The sequence below is a fragment of the Herbiconiux gentiana genome, from assembly GCF_024978135.1.
Taxonomy (GTDB): Bacteria; Actinomycetota; Actinomycetes; order Actinomycetales; family Microbacteriaceae; genus Herbiconiux; species Herbiconiux gentiana.
Map to the genome: position 1 here is coordinate 36,335 of NZ_JANTEZ010000004.1, position 22,861 is coordinate 59,195.

At 71.4% G+C, this 22,861-nt stretch carries 21 protein-coding genes; 2 read left to right on the top strand and 19 right to left on the bottom strand.

Features of this window, described 5'->3' with window-relative positions; translation table 11 throughout:
- Window positions 1-29 precede the first annotated feature (29 nt).
- The 11 genes from NVV95_RS10585 to rpsO all read right to left on the bottom strand — a co-directional run bounded on the left by NVV95_RS10585 (window position 30) and on the right by rpsO (window position 10,117).
- Window positions 30-485 (bottom strand): hypothetical protein, encoded by a 456-nt coding sequence (locus tag NVV95_RS10585; RefSeq protein ID WP_375163809.1) that lies wholly within the window; start codon window positions 483-485, stop codon window positions 30-32.
- Window positions 482-1,309, bottom strand: a complete 828-nt coding sequence (gene dapB, locus NVV95_RS10590) for a 4-hydroxy-tetrahydrodipicolinate reductase (protein ID WP_259486520.1) — start codon at window positions 1,307-1,309, stop codon at window positions 482-484. Before dapB ends, NVV95_RS10585 begins: the two co-directional genes overlap by 4 nt.
- A gap of 9 nt (window positions 1,310-1,318) precedes the next feature.
- A complete protein-coding gene (locus tag NVV95_RS10595) occupies window positions 1,319-1,825 on the bottom strand; it encodes a GNAT family N-acetyltransferase (protein WP_259486521.1) in 507 nt (168 codons plus the stop codon).
- A gap of 39 nt (window positions 1,826-1,864) precedes the next feature.
- Entirely contained in the window at window positions 1,865-2,467 is a 603-nt protein-coding gene (locus tag NVV95_RS10600; RefSeq protein WP_259486522.1) for a histidine phosphatase family protein, read from the bottom strand.
- Window positions 2,467-3,828 carry a M16 family metallopeptidase gene (locus tag NVV95_RS10605; RefSeq protein ID WP_259486523.1) on the bottom strand — a complete coding sequence of 454 codons (1,362 nt, stop codon included), beginning with the start codon at window positions 3,826-3,828 and terminating at the stop codon, window positions 2,467-2,469. Before NVV95_RS10605 ends, NVV95_RS10600 begins: the two co-directional genes overlap by 1 nt.
- 152 nt (window positions 3,829-3,980) lie before the next feature.
- Complete coding sequence (locus NVV95_RS10610; RefSeq protein ID WP_259486524.1) at window positions 3,981-6,251, bottom strand: polyribonucleotide nucleotidyltransferase; 2,271 nt, start codon at window positions 6,249-6,251, stop codon at window positions 3,981-3,983.
- 253 nt (window positions 6,252-6,504) lie between these two features.
- Window positions 6,505-7,086: a hypothetical protein gene (locus NVV95_RS10615; RefSeq protein ID WP_259486525.1), complete on the bottom strand. Its 582-nt coding sequence runs from the start codon at window positions 7,084-7,086 to the stop codon at window positions 6,505-6,507.
- Between the two features lie 5 nt (window positions 7,087-7,091).
- Window positions 7,092-7,847: a methyltransferase domain-containing protein gene (locus NVV95_RS10620; RefSeq protein ID WP_259486526.1), complete on the bottom strand. Its 756-nt coding sequence runs from the start codon at window positions 7,845-7,847 to the stop codon at window positions 7,092-7,094.
- On the bottom strand, window positions 7,847-9,001 hold the full coding sequence (locus NVV95_RS10625; protein ID WP_259486527.1) for a type III polyketide synthase: 1,155 nt from the start codon (window positions 8,999-9,001) through the stop codon (window positions 7,847-7,849). Before NVV95_RS10625 ends, NVV95_RS10620 begins: the two co-directional genes overlap by 1 nt.
- 45 nt (window positions 9,002-9,046) lie before the next feature.
- Window positions 9,047-9,691: an FMN reductase gene (locus NVV95_RS10630; RefSeq protein WP_259486528.1), complete on the bottom strand. Its 645-nt coding sequence runs from the start codon at window positions 9,689-9,691 to the stop codon at window positions 9,047-9,049.
- A 156-nt stretch (window positions 9,692-9,847) separates the two neighbouring features.
- Window positions 9,848-10,117 (bottom strand): 30S ribosomal protein S15, encoded by a 270-nt coding sequence (gene rpsO, locus NVV95_RS10635; protein ID WP_173181160.1) that lies wholly within the window; start codon window positions 10,115-10,117, stop codon window positions 9,848-9,850.
- Between the two features lie 198 nt (window positions 10,118-10,315).
- On the opposite strand from rpsO, the gene NVV95_RS10640 reads away from it, so the two are divergent.
- Window positions 10,316-11,386 carry an isopenicillin N synthase family dioxygenase gene (locus NVV95_RS10640; RefSeq protein WP_259486529.1) on the top strand — a complete coding sequence of 357 codons (1,071 nt, stop codon included), beginning with the start codon at window positions 10,316-10,318 and terminating at the stop codon, window positions 11,384-11,386.
- Window positions 11,383-12,753 (top strand): MFS transporter, encoded by a 1,371-nt coding sequence (locus NVV95_RS10645; RefSeq protein WP_310796067.1) that lies wholly within the window; start codon window positions 11,383-11,385, stop codon window positions 12,751-12,753. The genes NVV95_RS10640 and NVV95_RS10645 overlap by 4 nt, the downstream gene beginning before the upstream one ends.
- A 46-nt stretch (window positions 12,754-12,799) precedes the next feature.
- Here the strand turns inward: NVV95_RS10645 and NVV95_RS10650 are convergent, their stop codons facing one another.
- The 8 genes from NVV95_RS10650 to NVV95_RS10685 all read right to left on the bottom strand — a co-directional run bounded on the left by NVV95_RS10650 (window position 12,800) and on the right by NVV95_RS10685 (window position 22,844).
- Window positions 12,800-15,037, bottom strand: a complete 2,238-nt coding sequence (locus tag NVV95_RS10650; RefSeq protein ID WP_259486530.1) for a HelD family protein — start codon at window positions 15,035-15,037, stop codon at window positions 12,800-12,802.
- Between the two features lie 87 nt (window positions 15,038-15,124).
- Window positions 15,125-15,499: an FKBP-type peptidyl-prolyl cis-trans isomerase gene (locus tag NVV95_RS10655; protein WP_259486531.1), complete on the bottom strand. Its 375-nt coding sequence runs from the start codon at window positions 15,497-15,499 to the stop codon at window positions 15,125-15,127.
- A gap of 45 nt (window positions 15,500-15,544) precedes the next feature.
- Window positions 15,545-16,798: a PrsW family intramembrane metalloprotease gene (locus NVV95_RS10660; RefSeq protein ID WP_259486532.1), complete on the bottom strand. Its 1,254-nt coding sequence runs from the start codon at window positions 16,796-16,798 to the stop codon at window positions 15,545-15,547.
- 103 nt (window positions 16,799-16,901) lie between these two features.
- Window positions 16,902-18,269, bottom strand: a complete 1,368-nt coding sequence (locus NVV95_RS10665) for an FAD-binding oxidoreductase (protein WP_259486939.1) — start codon at window positions 18,267-18,269, stop codon at window positions 16,902-16,904.
- Window positions 18,270-18,370: 101 nt separating this feature from the next.
- Window positions 18,371-19,924: an aspartate ammonia-lyase gene (locus NVV95_RS10670; protein ID WP_259486533.1), complete on the bottom strand. Its 1,554-nt coding sequence runs from the start codon at window positions 19,922-19,924 to the stop codon at window positions 18,371-18,373.
- Between the two features lie 83 nt (window positions 19,925-20,007).
- Window positions 20,008-21,411 (bottom strand): aldehyde dehydrogenase family protein, encoded by a 1,404-nt coding sequence (locus tag NVV95_RS10675; protein ID WP_259486534.1) that lies wholly within the window; start codon window positions 21,409-21,411, stop codon window positions 20,008-20,010.
- A 15-nt stretch (window positions 21,412-21,426) separates the two neighbouring features.
- Window positions 21,427-21,663, bottom strand: coding sequence for a hypothetical protein (locus tag NVV95_RS10680; protein ID WP_259486535.1), 237 nt, complete (start codon window positions 21,661-21,663; stop codon window positions 21,427-21,429).
- The gene (locus tag NVV95_RS10685) at window positions 21,660-22,844 is read right to left on the bottom strand and encodes an inorganic phosphate transporter (RefSeq protein WP_259486536.1); all 1,185 of its coding nucleotides are present in this window, start codon (window positions 22,842-22,844) and stop codon (window positions 21,660-21,662) included. The genes NVV95_RS10680 and NVV95_RS10685 overlap by 4 nt, the downstream gene beginning before the upstream one ends.
- Window positions 22,845-22,861: the final 17 nt, after the last annotated feature.

Below are 22,861 nucleotides of genomic sequence, written 5' to 3' on the forward strand. Positions count from 1 at the left end.
GCGCCCCGCGCCGTCTGACGCAGCAGCGATCAGCGCGCGGCGCGGCGCTCCGCGGCCTCGAGGCGTACCGCCGAGCGCAGGGCGGCCCGCGCGCGTCGGCGGTCGCCGGAGGCGTCGTACGCGAGGCCGAGCCGGAACCACGCCCGCCAGCTCGTCTCGTCCTGCTCCACCGCGGACTTCCAGCGGCCGAAGTCGGCGTCGGCCGCCTCCCGCTCGGGGCGGCCGCTCGTGCGCTTGGGCAGGTCGTCGGGCGGCAGCTCGCCCTCGCGGTCCATGCGTTCGACGAGCTGCTCGGTGCGCACGCCGAACCAGAGCTCGCGGGCGAGCGCCCAGGCCCCGACGAGCGGCAGCGCGATCAGGGTCACCCCGATCACGACGGCGATCGGCTCGCCTGTGAGCACGAACATCACGGCGCGCTGCCCGACGAGCACCAGGTAGATCGCGAGCACGACCGCCATCACGATGGCGGCGATGCGCCCCTTCACGGGGTCACGCTGGTGGCGGTGGCCGCCTGACCCGACACGTTCTCGGGCCCGACGGGGGGCACCGCGGCACCCGACGAAGACGCCCCGCCCGGCAGCCCCAGGTCGATCAGACTCTCCAGCCCCACCGTCACCCCCCGCGCGGTCGACGCGGCCCGCAGCGCCACCAGGATGCCCTGCGTGTACGAGCTCTGCGAGATCGTCTCGTGCGTCAGCGTCAGCACCTCGCCGGTGCCGCCGAAGATCACGTCCTGCTTGGCGACGACCCCCGCCAGCCGCAGGCTGTGCACCGGGATGCTCGCGACCTGCTGCCCGCGGGCGCGCTGGTCGGTGTGCGGCGCGGCGACGGGTCCGCGCGCGCCCCGGGCGGCCGTCATCAGCTCGGCCGTGCGCACGGCCGTGCCCGAGGGCGAGTCGACCTTGCGGGCGGCGTGCGCCTCCACGATCTCGATCGAGTCGTAGAACCGCGCCGCCATCGTGGCGAACGAGGTGGCGAGCACCGAGCCCAGCGAGAAGTTCGGGATGACCACCACGCCGTTCGCCGGCTCGTCGCCCAGCAGGCGCTTCAGCCCGGCGACCCGGTCGGCCGACCAGCCCGAGGTTCCGATGAGCACGTTGCGCCCGTTGGTCAGGGCGTACTCGACGATCTTCTGGCTCACCCCGGGCACGGTCACGTCGACCACGACGTCGGCGACCAGCATCTCCGAGAGCTCGCTGGCCGAACCGAGCGAGGCGACGAGCTCGAACTCCGGATGCTCGGACACGATGCCCGCCACCAGTCGGCCGAGCTTTCCCGTTGCGCCGACGACGGCCACCTTCACAGTCATCCCCCCAACCTACCCGGCGCCGTCGGACGGGGCGTCGCCGAGCGGCTTGCGGTACCACCGCGTGGCGTTGGGGTTGTCGTTGTAGGGCTCGGTGGGCACGAAGCCGGTGCGGGCGTACAGCCTCGCCGCGGCCTCCAGGGTGTGGTGCGTGTCGAGCACGAGCTCGGTGGCTCCGAGCCTCCGGGCGCTGTCTTCGAGGGCGTCGAGGAGCGTGACGCTCCAGCCGCGCCCGCGGGTCGCCGGGTCGAGCCACACGTGCTTCACCTCGGCGCGCACGGCGCCGCCGTCGCGGGCGGGGTCGGGCGTGAGCATCCGGATGCCGCCGCAGCCCACCGGCCGGCCGGAGTCGTCGTCGACCACGAGGAACACGCCCCGTGAGCCGTCGAACTGCTCGGGCGCCGGCAGGGTCACCGTGTAGCCGCCCGCCTGCGGGAATGCGGCCGAGCGGAACGCGAAGTAGTCGCGCAGCAGCTGCTGCTCAGCGGGCTGCGACACGTCGCCCGGGCGAACGCGCATCAGGTCCCCTCGATGCGCATCAGATGCACCGGATGCGCATCAGTACGGCTGCGGGTCGTTCATGCCTGTGCGCAGCTCCACCGGCAGGTGACCGAGGTCGTTGAAGGCGACGAGCTCGGGCAGGCGCCCGGTCTTCCAGCGCAGGATGGTGAGCCCGGCGTGCGCCTGGTTGAGGCCGGCCCAGCGCCACTCCGGCGCATCCATCGCCTCGCGCACGAACCAGGCGATCACGAAGTTGTGCGTGATCAGCAGGTCGTGGCTGGAGTCGCGGGAGGGCGTCAGGAACTCGGACACCGCATCCGCCATCTGGGCCCGGCCGGCCTCGACCTCGTCGTCGGTGACGGAGTTGAAGAAGGGCTCGAAGGTGTGGGGCATCTGCGGCGAGTAGCCGGTGGGCACGCAGTCGAACAGCAGCGCGCTCGGCTGCGGGTCGAGGGCGGGCAGGTGCTCCGACATGATCTGCGCGGTCTGCTCGGCGCGCTGCAGCGGCGAGTGCCGCACCGAATCGAAGGGCACTCCCCCGAGCCGGTCGGCGATGAGGCGCGCCTGGCGCTGGCCGCGCGGCGAGAGCGGGCCGTCGGCGACCCCGTGCTCGGCGTCGAGCTGCTCGCCGTGCCGCACGAGGTAGAGCGTGTGACCCATCAGGCTCCCACCGTCGTGGCGAAGGCGTCCTCGGTGATCGGGCCGACCGCCGCGATGCTCACCGAGCCCTCGAGCAGGGTGGCCGCCAGCTGCTGCACGTCGTTCTCGGTCACCTCGGACAGGCGGCGCACGCTCTCGTCGAGGTCGACGAACTCGCCGACGGTCAGCTCGCTGCGACCGAGGCGCGACATGCGGGTGTCGCTGTCCTCGAGGGCGAGCGCGGCCGATCCCGAGAGCTGGCCGAAGGCGCGGCGCAGCTCGTCGGCGGTGATGCCGTCGTCGGCGAGGCGGCGCAGCTCCGACAGCATGAGCTCGGTCACCGCGCCCTCGCGTCCCGGCGTGCATCCGGCATACATCAGGAAGATGCCCGCGTCGGAGTAGCTCGGCGCGTAGGAGTAGACCGAGTACGCCAGGCCCCGGCGCTCGCGCACCTCCTGGAACAGGCGCGACGACATGCCCCCGCCGAACACCGAGTTGAGCACGGCCATCACGGTGCGGCGGTCGTCGGTGGCCACGATGCCGGGCAGCCCCACCATCACGCTGGCCTGCTCGGTGGGCTTGGTGACGACGGTGAGCGGATGGCCCGTGTCGAGCGCGACGGGCGTCGACGAGCGGCGCGCACGCGGGGTGGCGGGGGTGCTGAGATCCCACTCCGAGCGCCCGAGCGACTCGATGACTGCGGCGACCAGCACGTCGTGGTCGACGGCTCCGGCCGCAGAGACCACGAGGTCGTTGGGCCGGTAGGCGGCCCGGTAGTGCTCCCAGACGGCCTCACGGGTGACCGCGCGAATGGCCTCGGGGGTGCCGCCGACGGGTCGGCCGAGCGGATGCCCGCCCAGCACGGCCTCGAACAGGCGCTCGCCCGCGACGTCCGAGGGGTCGTCCTCCGCCATGGCGAGCTCCTCGAGGATGACGCCGCGCTCGGTCTCGAACTCGACCGGGTCGAGGAGGGCGGAGGTCACCATGTCGGAGAGCACGTCGACCGCCATCGGCAGGTCGGCGTCGCGCACCTTGGCGTAGTAGCAGGTGTACTCCTTGCTGGTGACGGCGTTGTGCTCGCCGCCCACGGAGTCGAAGGCGATCGCGATGTCGAGCGCGGTGCGGCTCGGCGTGCCCTTGAACAGCAGGTGCTCGAGGAAGTGGGTGGAGCCGTAGCGCGAGGGCGTGGAGCCGACCGCGCCGAGCTCGTCGCGGGAGCCGGCGGCGACCCAGTAGCCGATGGTCGCCGAGCGCGAGCCCGGGATGTGCTCGGTCAGGATGCGCACACCGCTCGGGAGGATCGTTCGCCGCACCAGCCCTTCGGCGGCGGTGCCGATCGAGAGTTCCGGGAGGTCGAGCGGGAGGTTCACGGCGCTGTTCATCTCCGCCAGCCTATCCCGCCCTCCCCGAACGCCGGCTGACGGCGCCCCGGGCCACGGATGCACGGACGACGGATGCACAGACGACGGATGCCCGCCCCGGCGATCCGGGACGGGCATCCGTCATTCAGGGCTGGAAGGCCCCGGTACTGCTATCAGGCCTCGGCGGGAACCTCGACGGGCTCGCCGTCGGCGGTCTCGGAGATCACCGGAGCGAGCGACAGCTTTCCGCGGTCGTCGATCTTCGTGATCTGCACCAGGATCTTCTGGCCGACGCCGAGCACGTCCTCGACGTTCTCGACCCGCTTGCCACCGGCGAGCTTGCGTACCTCGGAGATGTGCAGCAGGCCGTCCTTGCCCGGGAGCAGGGAGACGAACGCACCGAAGGTCGCGAGCTTCACGACGGTGCCGAGGAACTGCTCACCGACCTCGGGGTTCTGCGGGTTCGCGATGGCGTTGACCTGCTGGCGCGCGGCCTCGGCCGAGGGGCCGTCGACGGCGCCGATGTAGACGGTGCCGTCCTCCTCGATGGAGATGTCGGCGCCGGTCTCGTCCTGGATCGCGTTGATCGTCTTGCCCTTCGGGCCGATCAGCTCACCGATCTTGTCGACGGGGATCTGCACCGAGATGACGCGCGGCGCGGTGGGCGCCAGCTCGTCGGGCTCGTCGATCGCGGCGTTCAGCACCGAGAGGATCGCGTCGCGCGCGGCCTTCGCCTGCTTCAGCGCACCGTCGAGCACGGCGGTGGGGATGCCGTCGAGCTTGGTGTCGAGCTGGATCGCGGTGACGAACTCGCTCGTGCCGGCGACCTTGAAGTCCATGTCGCCGAGGGCGTCCTCCGCACCGAGGATGTCGGTGAGCGCCGCGTAGCGGGTCTCACCGTCGACCTCGTCGGAGACGAGGCCCATCGCGATGCCGGCGACCGGGGCGCGCAGGGGCACACCGGCGTTCAGCAGCGACAGGGTCGACGCGCAGACGGAGCCCATCGAGGTGGAGCCGTTGGACCCGAGGGCCTCGGACACCTGACGGATGGCGTAGGGGAACTCCTCGCGGCTCGGCAGCACCGGCACGAGGGCGCGCTCGGCGAGGAAGCCGTGCCCGATCTCGCGACGCTTCGGCGAACCGACGCGGCCGGTCTCACCGGTCGAGTAGGGCGGGAAGTTGTAGTGGTGCAGGTAGCGCTTGTGCGTGATCGGCGACAGCGAGTCGATCTGCTGCTCCATCTTCAGCATGTTCAGCGTGGTGACACCCAGGATCTGGGTCTCGCCGCGCTGGAAGATGGCGGAGCCGTGCACGCGCGGGATGACCGCGACCTCGGCGTCGAGCGGGCGGATGTCGGCCAGGCCGCGCCCGTCGATGCGCACGCCGTCGCGGAGGATGCGGCCGCGGACGACCACCTTCGTGACGGACTTGTACGCGGCGGAGACCATCGGGGGCACGTCGCCGCCGAGCTCGCCGGCCTCGACCTTGGCCTGGATGGCGGCCTTGACGCGCTCCTTGAGGGCGTCGTCGGCGTTCTGGCGCTCGGTCTTGTCGGCGATCTGGTAGATGCCGACGAGCTCGTCGTAGGAGAGCTCGGCGACCGCGTCGTAGGCCTGCTGGGTGTAGGGCAGGAAGATCGGGTATTCCTTGATCTCCTTGGCGGCCTGATCGGCCAGCGACTTCTGCGCCTCGACGAGCTGCTTGATGAAGGGCTTGGCGGCCTCGAGGCCCTCGGCCACGACGGCCTCGTTCGGCTTGGTGGCGCCGCCCTTGATCAGGTTCCAGCTGTTCTCGGTGGCCTCGGCCTCGACCATCATGATGGCGACGTCGGACGAGCCGTCGGAGTTCTCGACCACGCGGCCGGCGACGACGAGGTCGAACACCGCATCCTGCAGCTGCGAGAACTTGGGGAACGCGACCCACTGGTCGGGCTCGGTGCCGTAGCCCGGCATGAGCGCGAGGCGGATGCCGCCGATCGGGCCCGAGAAGGGCACACCCGAGATCTGGCTCGACGCGGAGGCCGCGTTGATGGCCAACGAGTCGTAGAACTCGTCGGGGGCGATGCTCAGCACGGTGATGACGACCTGCACCTCGTTGCGGAGGCCGGTGATGAACGACGGGCGCAGGGGCCGGTCGATCAGACGGCAGACGAGGATCGCCTCGGTGGAGGGGCGGCCCTCACGACGGAAGAACGAGCCGGGGATCTTGCCGGCGGCGTAGCTGCGCTCCTCGACGTCGATCGTCAGCGGGAAGAAGTCGAAGTTGTCTTTCGGGTGCTTGCCGATGCTCGTGGCGCTCAGCAGCATGGTGTCGTCGTCGAGGTAGGCGGCGACTGCTCCCTGGGCCTGCTGCGCGAGGCGGCCGGTCTCGAAGCGGACGGTGCGCTTGCCGTACTTGCCGTTGTCGATGACGGCTTCGGCGAACTTGATCTCAGGACCTTCCAAGAGGTCTTTCTCCTTTGTTTAGCGTCGCAGCCCCGTGTGGGCCACGACTCCTCGCGTCGGAGCGGCATGCTGTTCAACAGCACCTGCTGTTTAGCAGCACTGCTGTTCACAAGCACAGCTGGTCACCAGTAGAAGGACTCCGGATGCACTCCGGAACGCCACCACCGAGGACCAGCTTCTCGATCCTCAGGGATCGGCCCGCTCTCGACCTCCTCAGTCTATCAGTCCGGGTCCGGATCCCCGCGGTGGCGCGCTAGAGCAGGATCTCGAGCCGTCGCGCGCGCTCGGCGCCCGTCACGGTGACGGGGACCGTCGCGGCCACCCGCTCGCCCGGCAGCTCGCCGAGCATCCGGTGCACCCGCTCGTCGACCTCGCGCGGCACGAAGCCGACCCGGTGCACGCCGCCCGCGTCGTCGAGGAGATCGACGGCGACCCGCAGCTCGCGGCCGAGCCAGCGACTGGCGTCGTCGGTGAGCACGGCCCGCACGGTGCGGGACTTCGCCACCGCGGCCTCGATGGCGGTCTGCCGCCGCTCGCTCTCGACGACGCGGGTGCTGACCGGCACCTCGCCGAGGCCGGGGAACGGCACTAGGTCGACGCCGCTCAGGTCGTGCCGGGAGTTCTCGCTGTCGTGCCCCTTCCGGCGCAGCAGCGGGACGATCAGCGCCAGCGCCGCCGCGACGGCGATCGCAAGCAGCAGCACGGAGGCGATCGGTCCGAGAACCGGCAGCTCGGGTCGGGCCACCAGGCTGGCGGCCATCGCCGCCACCAGCACGACGGCGAACAGCAGCGCCTCCCAGCGCCAGAGCGGCTTGAAGCGGCGACGGGTCTGCATGATCTCTACTCTGCCGTACCGGCGGCCTCGGGTTTGGCGGCGTAGCTCAGCAGCAGGCGGTAGGGCGACTGCGACTCGACCGTCCAGCCGCGCCGGGCGACCACGGCGAGCTCCCCCTCGGTGTAGCTGCGGCGGATCGAGGTGAGCCCGTCCTCCCGCAGGAAGGAGTGGCGGAACACCGGCAGGGGAAGCGCGGTCAGCAGCCAGTAGGCCGCGTACGCGCCTCGGCTGCGGCGGATGTCGCTGTGGATCGCGAGGCCACGGGTGAGCAGCTCGCAGTCGACCAGCAGGTCCTCGAGCTCGACGGGCGTGAGGTGGTGCAGCACGTGGTTGGAGATGACGAAGTCCCAGCGCTGGGCGACGTCGACGAATTGGGAGCTGGTCGCGCGGGCGAAGCGCACGCCGTCGGGGTTGGGGGCGTCCTGGGCCGCGGCGATGGCCCGCGCATCCGGATCGATGCCGACGACGGTGAGCTGCAGGCCGTCGCGCTTCGCCCAGCGCGCGAGGGCCCGGGCGATGTCGCCGCCGCCGCAGCCGACGTCGAGCAGCGTCGAGGGCTCGGTGGCCGACAGCAGCGGGCGGATGCGCTCGGAGTAGGTGCCGTGCCAGCCGGCGACGAGCCGGTTCATGGTGCGGAACTGCCGGTAGGTGCGGGCGAGCAGCTCGGGGTCGGCGTCGTCGTGGTCCATCAGCTCGCGCGCGTCGACGGCGCGCTTGCGGAGCGGCCGCGCGCCGGGGGGCTTGCGCTCGAGCCGGGCCATCAGCCGGCCGGCCTCAGCGTGAACAGGCCGGACTCGACGGTGAGCCCGGGGCCGAACGCCACGGCGCAGACCCGTTCCACCGGACGCGAGGCGGCGGGACGCGCATCCATCGTGCCCGTCACGAGCGCCTGGTCGAGGATCGCCTTCAGCACGAACAGCACGGTCGCGCTGGACATGTTGCCGAAGTCACGCAGCACCTCACGGGAGGGCGCGAGCTGAGCCGGGCTGAGCCCGAGGGTCTGCTCCACCCGGTCGAGGATGCTCCGGCCGCCGGGGTGGATCGCCCAGTGCGTCGCCGCGCCGGCGCCGGCCTCCCCGAGCAGCGGGTCGAGCGCGCTCCGGATGTTCTGCTCGATGATCTTCGGCACGTAGCTGGAGAGCACCATCTCGAAGCCGTGGTCGCCGATGGTCCAGGCCATGTCGGCCTCGCCGTCGGGCACGACGGCGCTGGAGAACCGGTCGAGCTCGAGGCGCGGGTAGGCCGACTCGCCGGTCTCCCGGGCCGTCACGACGGCGGCGGCCGCCCCGTCGGCGAACACCGAGGAGGCCACGATCTGGTCGGGCTCGTTCGACGAGCGCACGTGGAGGGTGCACAGCTCGACGCAGACGACGAGCACGACCGCGTCGGGGTCGGCGGCGCAGAACGCCGCGGCGATGCGCAGTGCGGGGAAGGCCGCGTAGCAGCCCATGAAGCCAACGTGATGGCGCTGCACGTCGTCGCGGAGACCGAGTTCGCGCTGCAGCGCCCAGTCGGGGCCGGGTGCGAAGAAGCCGGTGCACGAGGCGGTCACGACGTGGGTGACGTCGGCCGCCGTGATGCCGGGCGCGAGCGCGTCGATCGCCCGTCTCGCCGCGGTCACCGCGAGGCCGGGCGCGTGCTCGACGTAGAGCCGGTTGCGCTCCCCCGTCGACGGCGACGAGAACGCCCCGGTCGCCGGGTCGACGAACAGCTCGGTGGGCGCGCTGCCGTCGGCGGCCAGCTCGTCGAGCACGGTGTGCCGGGTGCGGATGCCCGAGGAGTCGAACGACGTGGCGACGAGGCGCCGGCCTAGCCGGGTCAGCTCGGGCTGCGCGGCGAACAGCTCGCGCACCCGCTCCTGAGCGAGCTCGGTGGGGGGCACGGCCGTTTGGATGGATCTGATGCTCGCGGCCATCTGCTCATACAAGCACGTTCATCCGCGCCGCGCCCCGGGGTTGCGTCAGCGCGCCGGGAACAGTCCGGAGGGGTCGAAGGAGGCGTCGAGCGCGAACGGGTCGACGACCTCCTCGGAGCGTGTCGACACGACGAGCTGCGCCGCCAGCTCGCGTCCGGCGCGGCGGATGCGGTCGGGCAGTGAGGCCGTGCCCGACACGTCGGCTCCCCCGCCCCAGTCCTCGCTCGCGGCGAAGACGGCGGTGGGCAGCACGATCGCGCGCAGGTAGGAGAACAGCGGGCGCACGGCGTGGTCGAGCGCCAGGGAGTGGCGCGAGGTGCCGCCGGTCGCGGCGATCAGCACGGGCAGGCCGGTGAGGGCCGCGTTGTCGATCACGTCGAAGAACGACTTGAACAGTCCGCTGTAGCTCGCGGTGAAGATGGGGGTGACGGCGATCAGGCCGTCGGCGCGGCTCACGGCGTCGATGGCCCTCTGCAGCTTCGGGCTCGCGAAGCCGGTGAGCAGGTTGTTCGTGATGTCCTGCGCGAGGTCGCGCAGCTCGATCACCTCGAGGTCGACGGATGCTCCGCCAGCGTCGGCCTCGGCCAGGTTCGCCTCGGCCAGGGTCGCCTCGGCCAGGCGGTCGGCGAGCAGTCGCGTGCTCGAAGGCTGGCTGAGGCCGGCGCTGACGACGACGAGCTTCTTCGACATGATGGGGATCCCTCCGAGAACTTCATGCGTTTGCATGTAATCATTCGAACCGCGATCGGCGCCCATCTATTCCCGAACGCAGAACGGGCCGCCACCCGAAGGTGACGGCCCGTTCAGAGCGGTACGCGGTGTCGCCCGAAGGGCGAACCCAAGAGATTACCGACGCAGCCCGAGTCGCTCGATGAGCGAACGGTAGCGGTCGATGTCGATGTCCTGCAGGTAGCCGAGCAGTCGACGACGCTGGCCCACGAGCAGCAGCAGACCACGACGCGAGTGGTGGTCGTGCTTGTGCTCCTTGAGGTGCTCGGTGAGGTCCTTGATGCGGCGGGTCAGCATGGCGACCTGCACTTCAGGGGACCCGGTGTCACCGGGGTGGGTAGCGTACTCGTCGATGATCGCCTTCTTGACGTCTGCTTCGAGTGCCATAGATGGGATCCCCTTTCTCTCGTTGCGCGGTGCCAGTCAGCCTGATGCTGTGGCTCTCTTTATCCGCGGCCGTTCACACGGCAACCTGACGACCTTACCAGAAACACGGTCGTAACACTTCGTGCGCAGGTTCGCCCCCGGATCGGGAACACAGGATAGTAGAGGTGCGTTGCAGAACACGGAACGGACGGATCGACAATGACAGACACCCTGAACTCAGCCCCCCTCAGCACGGCCACCCTGCCGGTGCTCGACCTCAGCCGCCTGCACGGCGACGCCGCCGACGCCGAGGCCTTCCGCCTCGAACTCCGCGAGGCCACGCACGACTACGGCTTCTTCTACCTCGTCGGGCACGGCGTGCCGCACGAGCTGATCGAGCGCGTGATGGCGACCGCGCGCCGCTTCTTCGCCCTCCCCGAGGCCGACAAGCTCGCGATCGAGAACCTCAACAGCCCGCATTTCCGCGGCTACACCCGTGTCGGTGGCGAGCTCACCCAGGGCAAGGTCGACTGGCGCGAGCAGATCGACATCGGCGTCGAGCGCGAGCCGGTGCCGGTCACCGCCGAGACGCCCGACTACATGCGCCTCGACGGCCCGAACCAGTGGCCGGCCGCCCTGCCCGAGCTGCAGGACGTCGTCGGCGAGTGGTACGAGGAGCTCAACCGCGTCAGCCTCACGCTGCTGCGCGCCTGGGCCCTTTCGCTCGGCGCCCCGGAGGACGTCTTCGACGCCGCCTTCGCCGAGCGCCCCTCGACCCTGATCAAGATCGTGCGCTACCCGGGCAAGAGCGACCCCGAGCCCAAGCAGGGTGTCGGCGCCCACAAAGACTCGGGCGTCTTGACCCTGCTGCTCGTCGAGCCCGGAAAGGGCGGCCTGCAGGTCGAGAAGGACGGCGAGTGGATCGACGCTCCCCCGATCGACGACGCCTTCGTGGTGAACATCGGCGAGCTGCTCGAGGTCGCCACCAACGGCTACCTCAAGGCCACCGTGCACCGCGTGATCTCGCCGCGCATCGGCGACGACCGCGTCTCGATCCCGTTCTTCTACAGCCCCGCGCTCGACGCCACCATCCCGGTGCTGCCGCTGCCCGAGGAGCTGAAGGCCGAGGCCAAGGGCATCACGGTCGACCCGCGCAACCCGATCTTCACCACCTACGGCGAGAACGCCCTGAAGAGCCGTCTGCGCGCCCACCCCGACGTTGCTGCCAAGCACCACGCCGACCTCGTGGAGAAGAACGCGGCCGCCGCCGCGCAGAACACCGGGGAGTGAGCGCAGAACGCGGAGGGAACTCCGATCATCCGGAGGCGCGCCCGGCCGGCCCGGTGACGGGCGAGCCCGCGGCGCGCCGTTCGGCGTTCGTCGACGTCACCCCGTTGCGGGCGAGCCCCGCCTTCGCCCGGCTCTGGGCCGGGCAGGCGATCTCGGGCGTCGGCAGTCAGATGACGGTGGTGGCGGTGGGTCTCGACGTCTACCGCCTCACCTCGTCGACCCTGGCCGTCGCCGGGGTGGCCCTGTTCGCTCTCGTGCCGATGATCGTGGCCGGGCTCTACGGCGGGATGCTCGCCGACGCCTTCGACCGCCGCCGCGTCGCCCTGATCGCCGCGGTGATCGCCTGGGTCTCGACCGCCCTTCTCGCGGTTCTCGCCTGGACCGGGGCGGACAGCGTCGCAGCCCTCTATGCGCTCGCCACGGTGAACGCGGTGTCGGCGACCGTGGTGCAGACCACGCGCTCGGCGATCTACCCGCGCATCCTGCCCCGTGAGCTGCTGCCGGCGGCCGCCGCCCTCAGCGGCATCACGACCGGCATCATGGTCACGCTGGGCCCGGCGCTGGCGGGTGTCCTCGTCGCCTCCGTGGGCTTCGGCTGGACGTACTCCATCGACGTGGTGCTCTTCGTCGCCGCGTTCCTCGGCATCGCGAGCCTGCCGCGCATCCTGCCCGAGGGCGAGGTTCACCGACCCGGGCTGGCGTCGCTGCGCCACGGCTTCGCCTTCCTCAAGCGTGCGCCGAACATCCGGGCGTCGTTCCTGATCGACATCGCGGCGATGACCTTCGGGCAGCCGCGGGTACTCTTCCCCGCCGTGGGTGTGCTGGTGCTCGGCGGCGGACCCGTCACCGTCGGTGTGCTGACGGCGGCCTTCGCCATCGGCTCGCTGCTCGCGAGCGTGTTCTCGGGCCGGCTCGGTCAGGTGCGCTGGCAGGGCCGCGCGATCGCGCGCGCGGTGCAGTCGTACGGGGTGTTCACCGCCCTGTTCGGCGTGGTGCTGCTCGTCGCCTCGGTGACGGGCGGCCCCGTCGGCCAGGACTGGTCGGCGGTCGACCTGGCCGGGCTCGCCCTCGCGTCGCTCGCCCTGATGGGCGCCGGGGTCAGCGACGAGATCAGCGCCATCTTCCGCTCGACCATGCTGCAGACCGCGGTGCCCGACAACATGCGCGGCCGCCTGCAGGGTGTGTTCACCGTGGTCGTCACGGGCGGGCCACGCATCGGCGACCTCTACGTGGGCGCGCTCTCGGTGGTGGCGGCGCTCTGGCTGCCGCCGCTCGTGGGCGGTCTGGTGATCGTCGTCGCGGCCGGTGTCATCCTGCGCTTCGTGCACAGCTTTCGGGCCTACGACGCCCTCGACCCCCGGCCCTAGCCGCGATACCGGCCCTACCCGCGATAAGCCCCAGCCGCGATAGCGACTAGAGCCCCTCGGGCGCCCGCTCCCCCGGCGCCAGCACCAGGCTGAGCCGCTGGGTCGACCGGGTCATCGCCACGTACAGAGCGGATGCTCCGCGAGTCGACTCCGCGACGACACCCTCCGGCGACGCCACGACGACCGAGTCGAACTCGAGGCCCTTCGCCTCGGCCGGCGACAGCAGCGCGATCGGACGGGAGAGCCCCCGCACCCCGACTCCCACGTCGTCGCCGAACGCCTCGGACAGCGCCGCCCAGAGCGCCCCCGACCGCGAGGCCGGCGCGATCACCGCGATGGTTCCGCCCTGCTCGGCCATCTCGTCGGCGTGGGCGACGACGGCGTCGGCGAACGCGACCTCGGTCGCCGTCCCGACCGCCTCGACCGGCCACTCGGTGGTGCGCACGGAGCGCGACCGGGTGACCTGGAGGCCGTGCGCGACCGCCACCCGCTCGGCGGCGTCGACGATCTGCGACGGCGTGCGGTAGTTGACCGTCAGCTCCTCGAGCCGCCAGTTCTCACCGACGAGCGGCGAGAGCGTCGACTCCCAGCTCATGGACGACGCGGCGGAGCTCGCCTGCGCGACGTCGCCGACGATCGTCAGCGACCGCAGCGGGGCCTTGCGCAGGAGCACCCGCCACTGCATCGGCGACAGCTCCTGCGCCTCGTCGACCACGATGTGCCCGTAGGTCCAGCTGCGGTCGGAGGCGGCCCGCTCGGCGGTGGTGAGCACCGCATCCTGCTCCGCGAAGCCGGCGACGACGGTCTCGGCCGAGACCATGCCCTCCACGTCCATGTTGCTGATGGCGGTGCGGGCGTTCTCGAGGTCGCGCTTGCGCTGCTGCTTCTCGGCGCGCTTCTGCGCGGCGTCGCCCGCGTCGTAGTCGCCCAGCAGTTCGGCGGCCTCGTCGAGCAGCGGCACGTCGGACACCGTCATCGCCGCCCCGCGCTCCCGCCGCAGCAGCTCGCGCTTGGCCTTCGACCAGTGCGCCGTGATCGAGGCGAGCCACTGCGGCCGGGCGTAGAGGTCTTCGAGCAGCTTCTCGGGGGTCAGGGGGATCCACGCCGTGTTGAGCGCGACCCGCACGTCGTAGGCGGTGCGGATGTCCTCCCGGAGGTAGGCCAGGTCGGCGTCGTCGACCGTCGAACCGCGCCGGCGCAGCTGCTCGGCGAGCTGCTTCGTGAGCTGACCCAGGAGGTTCTTGACGAACGACACCCGGCCTTCGTTGTAGGGCTTCCCCGACTCCCGCGCCTTCGCGATCGCGTCGGCGACCGCCGACGGCTGCAGCACCAGGGTCTCGCCGTTGATGGTGAGCGTCTGCGGCTCCTCGGGCACGCGTTGGCGCGAGCGCACGGCGCGGCGGATGAGCGCCGCCATCTCGGCCGAGCCCTTCAGCGCCGCGACGGCCGGCACGTCTTCCGCGCTCGCCTCGACGCCCGGGTAGAGCTGGCCGAGGCTCGCCAGCACGACACCGGTCTCGCCGAGGCTCGGCAGCACGGCGTTGATGTACTGCAGGAACGCCCGGCTCGGGCCGACGACGAGCACACCGCTCGCGCCCAACCGCTCGCGGTGTGTGTAGAGCAGGTAGGCCGCGCGGTGCAGGGCCACGGCGGTCTTGCCGGTGCCGGGGCCGCCCTGCACGACAAGCACCCCCTGCAGCTCGGAGCGGATCACCCTGTCCTGCTCGGCCTGGATGGTGGAGACGATGTCGTGCATGCGCCCCGTGCGCTGCGCCGAGAGGGCCGCGAGCAGGGCGCCCTCGCCCTGCAGGGCCGTGCCCTCCTCGTCGAGCAGCTCGGCGTCGAACACCTCGTCCTCGATGCGCACGACCTCCCGGCCGCGTGTGGTCAGGTGACGGCGGGCGCGGGCACCGAGCGGCGTGGCGGCGGTGGCCTGGTAGAAGGCCCTGGCCTGCGGCGCCCGCCAGTCGAGCAGCAGCGGCTCGAGGTTCTCGTCGCGCAGCCCGATGCGGCCGATGTAGTGGTGGGTGCTGCCGTTGTCGTCGGCCTCGGCGAGCTCGAGCCGGCCGAAGGCGAGTCGTTCGCCGACCTCCCGCAGCTGGCCGATGCGGTCCTCGTAGGCGCGCGCGAAGGCGTCGCGCTCGGAGCGGCTTTGGTGATTGCCGCCCACGCTCTCGCGGCGCACGGCGGCGAGCTCCCGCTCGGCTTCGGCGCGCAGACCGTCGAGCCGCTGGTACAGCCCTGACACGTACTCGCGCTCGCGCGCCAATTCTTCGTTGACCACAGAACCTCCCGAAACCCGGCAAGCAATTCTACTCGCGGGTCACGGGAGGTTCGTCGCACACCCGTCGAACGGATGGGGACAGGAGGGTTACGGCACCGAGATCAGGTCGATCACGAAGATCAGGGTCTTGCCCGCGAGGAAGTGACCGGAGCCGGCGGGCCCGTAGGCGAGGTGCGGCGGGATGGTGAGCTTGCGACGGCCGCCCTCCTTCATGCCCGGGATGCCCTCCTGCCAGCCGGCGATGAGGCCGTTCAGCGGGAAGCTGATGGTCTCGCCACGACCCCAGGAGGAATCGAACTCGTCGCCCGTCTCGTACTCGACACCGAGGTAGTGCACCTCGACGGTGGCGCCCGGGGTCGCCTCCTTGCCGGTGCCCTCGACGATGTCGTCGATCACGAGCGTGGTGGGCGCGGGGCCCTCGGGGAAGTCGATCTCGGGCTTCGAAGCAGTGGAATCAGTCATGACTCCATCCAAGCCCACCCGCCCGCGCATGGCAAAGCGGCCCGGTCAGGTGAGCGGATGCCCGCCGGCGGCCCCGGCGAGGGCCAGACGATCCGCGAGCAGCGACTCGAGCAGCGCGGCCTCGTCGTGGCGGGGCGCCGTCGAGGCCCGGCCCGAGAGCATCCGCTGCCGCACGAAGGCCAGTCGCGTCGCATCGCGCGTGAACGCCCGCATGGCCGGCTCGCCGTTGCCCGGCAGGGTGCGCGCCCAGCGCCGCGCCGCCCGCCGCCCGGCGCCGGTCGAGAGCATCTCGACCTCGGCCGGGCTGAACCACCCCGCCGCGGCGTACTCGCTGAGCCGGGCGTGGGTGAGCCGCCGTTCGGAGCGTCGGAGCAGCACCACGAAGACGACCGCGAGCACGAACAGCGGCACCTGCACCACGAAGTAGAGCAGGAAGAAGCCGTCGAGCCCCTCGACGAGGAAGGTCGACCCGTTCCACAGGGCGTGCAGCCCCATGGCCAGCAGGAGGCCGAGCAGGAACACGGCGACCGCGGCGAACCAGTGCCGCTGCCGCACGGCGAAGCCGAGGGCGACACCCGTGCAGGCCGTGAACATGACGTGGGCGAAGGGCGACATGATGCCGCGCAGCACGAAGGTGAAGCCGAGGCCGACGCCGCCCGACTCGATCAGCGACTGACCGAAGTAGAGGATGTTCTCGGTGAAGGCGAAACCCGCCGCCACGGTGGCCCCGTAGACCAGCCCGTCGACCGGACCGTCGAACTGCCGGCGGAAGATGATGACGAGCAGGAGCACGCCCGCGGCCTTCGCCCCCTCCTCCACCACCGGGGCCTGGATGACCGAGCTCCACAGGTCACTCGTGGTGGCCTGACCGTCGCTCGCGGTGGCGACGATGACCTGCACCCCGAGGTCGACGATCAGCGCGATGGCGACGGACGCCGCCGCACCCCAGAGGAACGCGAACCAGAGCGCCGGCCGCGGTTCCGGCTCCCAGCGGTCGATCACCGTGACGGCCGTGATCACCACCGAGAGGGGCACGAGCGCGATGATCGCGCAGATGACGACGGCCACCGGGCCGAGCCCGAGCACGAGGTAGCCGAGCACCGCGAGGAAGACGAAGGCCAGCACGATGATGCCGACGATCAGCAGCACCAGCGACGCCGTCGACCCCGTCTGCCGCCGGCCGGGCGCCCCGAGGGTGGGCAGCGGCGGGAGCGCCGCCGCGGGCCCGACGGCCGGGGCCGCGGCGGGCGCGGGGGCCGCGGCGGCGGACACCGAGTGGCGGGGGTCGAAGAGCGTCACGAGCAATCCTCACGGTAGGGGATGTCCAGCGTAGCGCGAAGCCACGACACTGGGCACCCCCGTGCGCGAGCGGTCCACTCCCCCTAGGGATCGAGACCCGCGGCTAGTACACCTTGCCCGGGTTCATGATCCCGAGCGGATCGAACACCGCCTTCAACCGCAGCTGCAGCTCGAGCCCGCTCTCGCCGAGCTCACCCTCCAGCCAGCGGCGCTTCAGCACACCCACACCGTGCTCGCCGGTCAGCGTGCCGCCGAGCCGGCGCGCCGACTCGAACAGCTCGTCGGCGGCCTGCCAGACGATGTCGGGCGCTCCCCCGATGACGTCGCCGCCCGGCGTGTCGACGAGGGCCGGCGGCACCACGAAGTTGGGGTGCAGGTTGCCGTCGCCCGCGTGCGCCACCGTCGGGATGTCGAGCCCGTAGGCCGCCCCGATCCGCTCGATCTCGGCGAACATCGCCGGCAGCGCCGAACGGGGCACGCAGATGTCCTCGATCAGCACCTCCCCGAGCACCTCGAGCGCGGGGTGCATGCTGCGCCGGAACGCGAGCAGCTCCGCCGCGACGACGGGGTCGGCCGAGAGCTCGACGCTGAACGCCCCGCTCGCGCGCAGCACCTCGGCGATGGCGTCGCCCTCCTCGGCTGCCCCCGCCCCGTCGGTCTGCACCAGCACGAACGCGGCGCCCGGCTGGCGGGCGGGCGTGCCGAGGTAGGCGGTCACCGCGGCGACGGTCAGCGCATCCATCAGCTCCATCACTGCCGGCCGCACGCGCGAGGCGGTGACGGCGGCGCAGGCGGCCGCAGCGGCCGTGAGGTCGGAGAAGAACGCGGCGATGGTGACGACCTGGCCCGGCGGGATGGGCCGGATGCGCACCGTGGCGCCCACGATCACGCCGAGCGTGCCCTCCGAACCGGTGAACAGCGCGGTGAGGTCGTAGCCCGTGACACCCTTGACGGTGCGGCGCCCGGTGGAGAGCAGACTGCCGTCGGGCAGCACCACGTCGAGCCCCAGCACGGCCTCGCGGGTGACTCCGTACTTCGCGCACATCAGTCCCCCCGCGTTGGTGGCGATGTTGCCGCCGATCGTCGAGATGGCCTTGGAGGCGGGGTCGGGCGAGAAGGCGTAGCCGTGCGGCTCGAGGGCCTCGCCGAGTTCGGCATTGATCACCCCGGGCTCGACCACCGCCAGTTCGTCGTCGAGAGCGATCTCGAGGATGCGGTCGAGCTGCCGCACGCTCAGCACGATGGCGCCGGGTGTGGCCGTCGCCCCGCCCGCGAGCCCGGTGCCGGCACCGCGCGGCACCACCGGCACCCGATGGGCGCTCGCGATGCGCAGCACCGCCTGCACGTCCTCGACGCTCCGGGCCTCGACCAGAGCGAGGGCACCGCCCTCCGACCACCACCCCGAGCGGTCGGTGCGCAGCGCGTCGAGGGCCGCGGGGTCGACGACCACGCGGTCGCCGAGCTGCTCCATCAGCTCACGCAGAATCAGCTCACGCAGAGCCAGCTCACGCAGAGCGGATGCCCCGGCCCCCGTCTCGTCGGAATCCGCCGCTCGGGCATCCGTCACCGTGCTCATCGATCTCCCTCGGGTTCATCAGTCGAATGCGGCGCGTCGTCCGCCAGCTGCTCCAGCTCCACCACGTCGATCGCCGCGGTGATGGCCTCGATGCCCGACAGGCGCGCCGGCGAGATCAACTTCATCACGCGCTCGCGGCTCATCAGCTCGGCCTCGACGACGAGGTCGGCGATGTTGCGGTGAGTCAGCAGCGCAGTCTTCGCCAGCGCGGAGGCCGCGGTGTAGCCGATGTAGGGGGTCAGTGCCGTGACCACGCCGACCGAGGTCGACACCATCGTGTCGAGCCGGTCGAGGTTGGCGGTGATGCCGTCGATGCAGTTGACGCGCAGCGTGCGCCAGCCCTGTGTCATCCAGGCGAGGCTCTGCAGCAGCGAGTGGGCGATCACGGGCTCGAAGGCGTTCAGCTGCAGCTGGCCGCCCTCCGCCGCCATGGTCACCGTCACGTCGGCGCCGGCGACCGAGAAGGCCACCTGGTTGACGACCTCGGGGATGACCGGGTTCACCTTGCCCGGCATGATGCTCGATCCCGCCTGGCGGGCCGGCAGGTTGATCTCGCCGAGGCCGGCCTGGGGGCCGCTGGAGAGCAGGCGCAGGTCGTTGCAGATCTTGGAGAGCTTGATGGCCGAGCGCTTCAGCACCCCCGAGAGGGTCATGAACACGCCGGCGTCGCTCGTGGCCTCGACGAGGTCGGCGGCCGTGACGTGCTCGAAGCCGGTCAGGTCGCGGAGGTGCCGGCACACGGTGGCGGCGTAGTTCGGGTCGGCCGTGATGCCGGTGCCGATCGCGGTGGCGCCGAGATTGATCTCCCAGAGCAGCGGCATGGTGTGCCGCAGGCGCTCGAGGTCCTCGGTGAGCGTGGTGGCGAAGCCGTGGAACTCCTGGCCGAGGGTCATCGGCACCGCGTCCTGCAGCTGCGTGCGGCCCACCTTCAGTACGTGCCCGAACTCCACGCCCTTGGCGGCGAACGCGTCGCGCAGCTGCTCGTGCTCCACCATCAGCCGCTGCAGCGAGAACACCATCGCGAGCTTGACGGCCGTCGGGTACACGTCGTTGGTGCTCTGGCTGCGGTTGACATCGTCGAGCGGGTGCAGCACGTCGTAGTCACCCAGCGCGTGCCCGCCCGCCTCGAGGGCCACGTTCGCGATCACCTCGTTGGCGTTCATGTTGGTCGACGTGCCCGCGCCGCCCTGGATCACGCCCACCACGAACTGGTCGTGGAACTCCCCCGCCCGGATGCGCTCGCAGGCGGCCTCGATGGCGTCGGCCTTGGCCCGGTCGAGCACGCCGATCTCGGCGTTGGCGCGGGCGGCTGCCTGCTTCACGATCGCCAGGGCGTTGACGAGGTCGGGGTAGACCGAGATCGGCCGGCGGCTGATCGGGAAGTTCTCGAGCGCTCGGGCCGTGTGCACGCCCCAGTAGGCGTCGGCCGGGATCTCGACGCTGCCGAGGCTGTCGGTCTCGGTGCGGGTCGGGGCGTCGGTGCGCTGGCCCGCGGAGGAAGAGGTGCTGGCGGTAGGAGAAGCGGTTCCGGTGGGAACGGTGGTGGTCACGGTGGGGCTCCATTGCTCGTGTCGTGTCGTTCCGCTCGTGGCGGGACGGCATCGACTCTACTCTCGGGCGTTCCGGGCGACGGTCAGCTGAGCCGCCGGAGGAGCCCGCGCACGAAACCGTCCTTGCGCTCGGTGTACGGCGGATAGACGAGCTTCAGCGTGTCGGGCACGAGGCTCTTCTTGAGCACCGCTTTCTCGTGGCTGAACGTCTCGATGCTGCGCCGCCCGTGATAGGCGCCGAGTCCGCTCTCGCCCACGCCGCCGAACGGCAGGCCGGGCACGGTGAGGTGCGCCACCGGCACCCCGAAGCCGACGGCTCCCGACGAGGTCTCGGTCAGGATGCGCCGCCGGGCGGTCGGCGACTCGGTGAACGCGTAGAGCGCGAGCGGCTTCTCCCCGGCCCGGATGACCGCGATGGCGTCGTCGAGCCCGCTGACCGTCACGATCGGCAGGATCGGCCCGAAGATCTCCTGCTGCATCACGGGCGCGTCGCGGCCGACGTCGCCGAGCACGGTCGGGGCGATGTACCGCGTGCGGTCGTCCGTGCGCCCGCCGGTGAGCACGGTGCCGCTGCCGAGCAGGCCCTTCAGCCGGTCGTACTGCTTCTGGTTCACGATGCGGCCGTAGCTCGCGCTCGACCGCGGGTCGCCGTCGTAGAGCTCCGCGATCGCGGCGACGAGGTGCGGCGCCAGCGCGGCCGCGACCTCGGGGGTGGCCAGCAGGTAGTCGGGCGCGACGCAGGTCTGGCCGGCGTTCAGGAACTTGCCCCAGGCGATCCGCCGCGCGGTGCCCGCGAGGTCGACGGTGTCGTCGACGTAGACGGGCGACTTTCCGCCGAGCTCCAGGGTGACCGGCGTGAGGTGCTGGGCGGCCGCCGTCATCACGATGCGGCCGACGGCGGCGTTGCCCGTATAGAAGATGTGGTCGAAGCGCTCGGCCAGCAGCTGGGTGGTCACCTCGACCCCGCCCTCGACCACGGCGACGGCGCGCTCGTCGAGGTACTGCGGCACGAGCTCCGCGAGGGCGGCCGAGGTGGCCGGCGCGAGCTCGCTGGGCTTCAGCACCACCGCGTTGCCGGCCGCGAGAGCGCCGACGGCGGGCTCCAGCAGCAGCTGGAGCGGGTAGTTCCAGGGCGCGATGACGAGCACGACGCCGAGCGGCTCGAGCATCGTCGAGGCGGCGGCCGGGGCGAGGGCGAGCGGCACCGGCACGCGGCGCGGGCGCAGCCAGCCGCGCAGGTGCCTCAGGGTGTGGTCGATCTCGGCGACCACCACGTTGAGCTCGGTCAGGGCGGCCTCGGTGGGGTTCTTGCCGAGGTCGGCGAAGAGGGCGTCCTCGAAGGCGGCGGAGTTCTCGCCGAGCATCCGCTTCATCGCCTGCAGCTGGGCGACGCGCCAGCGCAGCGAACGGGTGACCCCCTCGTCGAAGCCCGAGCGCAGCACGGGGACGACCGGGGTGAGGGGCGCGACGATCGGATCTGAGGTCATGCCGTCATCGTAGGTTCAGCCGTGCAGAAACGGCACTATCAAGTAGATGCCGAAGAGCACCGCGCCGATGCTGAGCGCGAAGCAGAGGTACGACAGCAGCCGCGCCCAGCCCGGCCGCACCGGCTCGCCGGTGGTGGCGTCGGGGTGGGTGAGGCTCTGGAACCGCAGCCCGAACGAGTACAGGCTGACCACCACGGCGGTCGACACGAGGGCGGCGGCCGCCACGATCAGGAACGCTCCCCAGTCGATCACTTCGTGGCCTTTCGCTTGCGGCGGGTCGCTTTCGGGGTGCGCACCGCGATGGTCGCCGCGTCGACCTCGCTCAGGGCGTTCTTCGCGTCGACGTTGTTGCGGCGCGAGACGACGAAGATCGTCACGATGATGGCGACGCCCGCGACGAGGTCGATCAGCAGGCCCGCCGGGCCGATGCCCGCGACGAACGCGGCCAGGGCGCCGACGATCGCCGACGCGGGCAGGGTCATCAGCCAACCCAGGCCGATGCGGCCGGCCGTGCGCCAGCGCACCGAGGCGCCCTTGCGGCCGAGGCCGGAGCCGATCACCGAGCCCGACGCGACCTGAGTGGTGCTGAGAGCGAAGCCGAGGTGGCTCGAGGCGAGGATGGTGGCCGCCGTGCTGGTCTCGGCGGCGAAGCCCTGCGCCGGCTTGACCTCGGTGAGCCCGGCGCCGAGGGTGCGGATGATGCGCCAGCCGCCCATGTAGGTGCCGAGCGCGATCGCGAGGGCGCAGGTGATGATCACCCAGAACTCCGGCCCCGAGCCCGTGGGCTGGAGGCCCGACGCGATCAGCGTGAGGGTGATCACACCCATCGTCTTCTGCGCGTCGTTCGTGCCGTGCGCGAGCGCCACGAGCGAGGACGAGAAGATCTGGCCGTAGCGGAACCGCCCGCGCACACCCGACTGGGTGCTGTCGCTCGGCATGCGGGTGATCGCGTAGGCGAGGCGCGTGGCGACGAACGCGACGAGCCCGGCCACCAGCGGGGCGACGAGCGCGGGGAGGATGACCTTCGACACGAGCACGCTGTAGTCGACGACGCCGAACCCGGCGCCCACGACGGCCGCCCCGATCAGGCCGCCGAACAGCGCGTGCGAGGAGCTCGAGGGCAGGCCGAACAGCCAGGTCAGCAGGTTCCAGACGATCGCGCCGATCAGGCCGGCGAAGATCATCTCGGGCATGATCTGCACGCCCCCGTCGCCCTCCTTGATCAGGCCGCCCGAGATGGTCTTGGCGACCTCGGTGCTGAGGAAGGCGCCCACGAGGTTGAGCACGGCGGCCAGCGCCACGGCGACCTTGGGCTTCAGCGCTCCGGTCGCGATCGGCGTGGCCATGGCGTTCGCCGTGTCGTGGAAGCCGTTCGTGAAATCGAAGAACAGGGCCAGCGCGATGACGAGCACGACGACGACGGTGAGATCCACCCTGCAACCCTATTCGT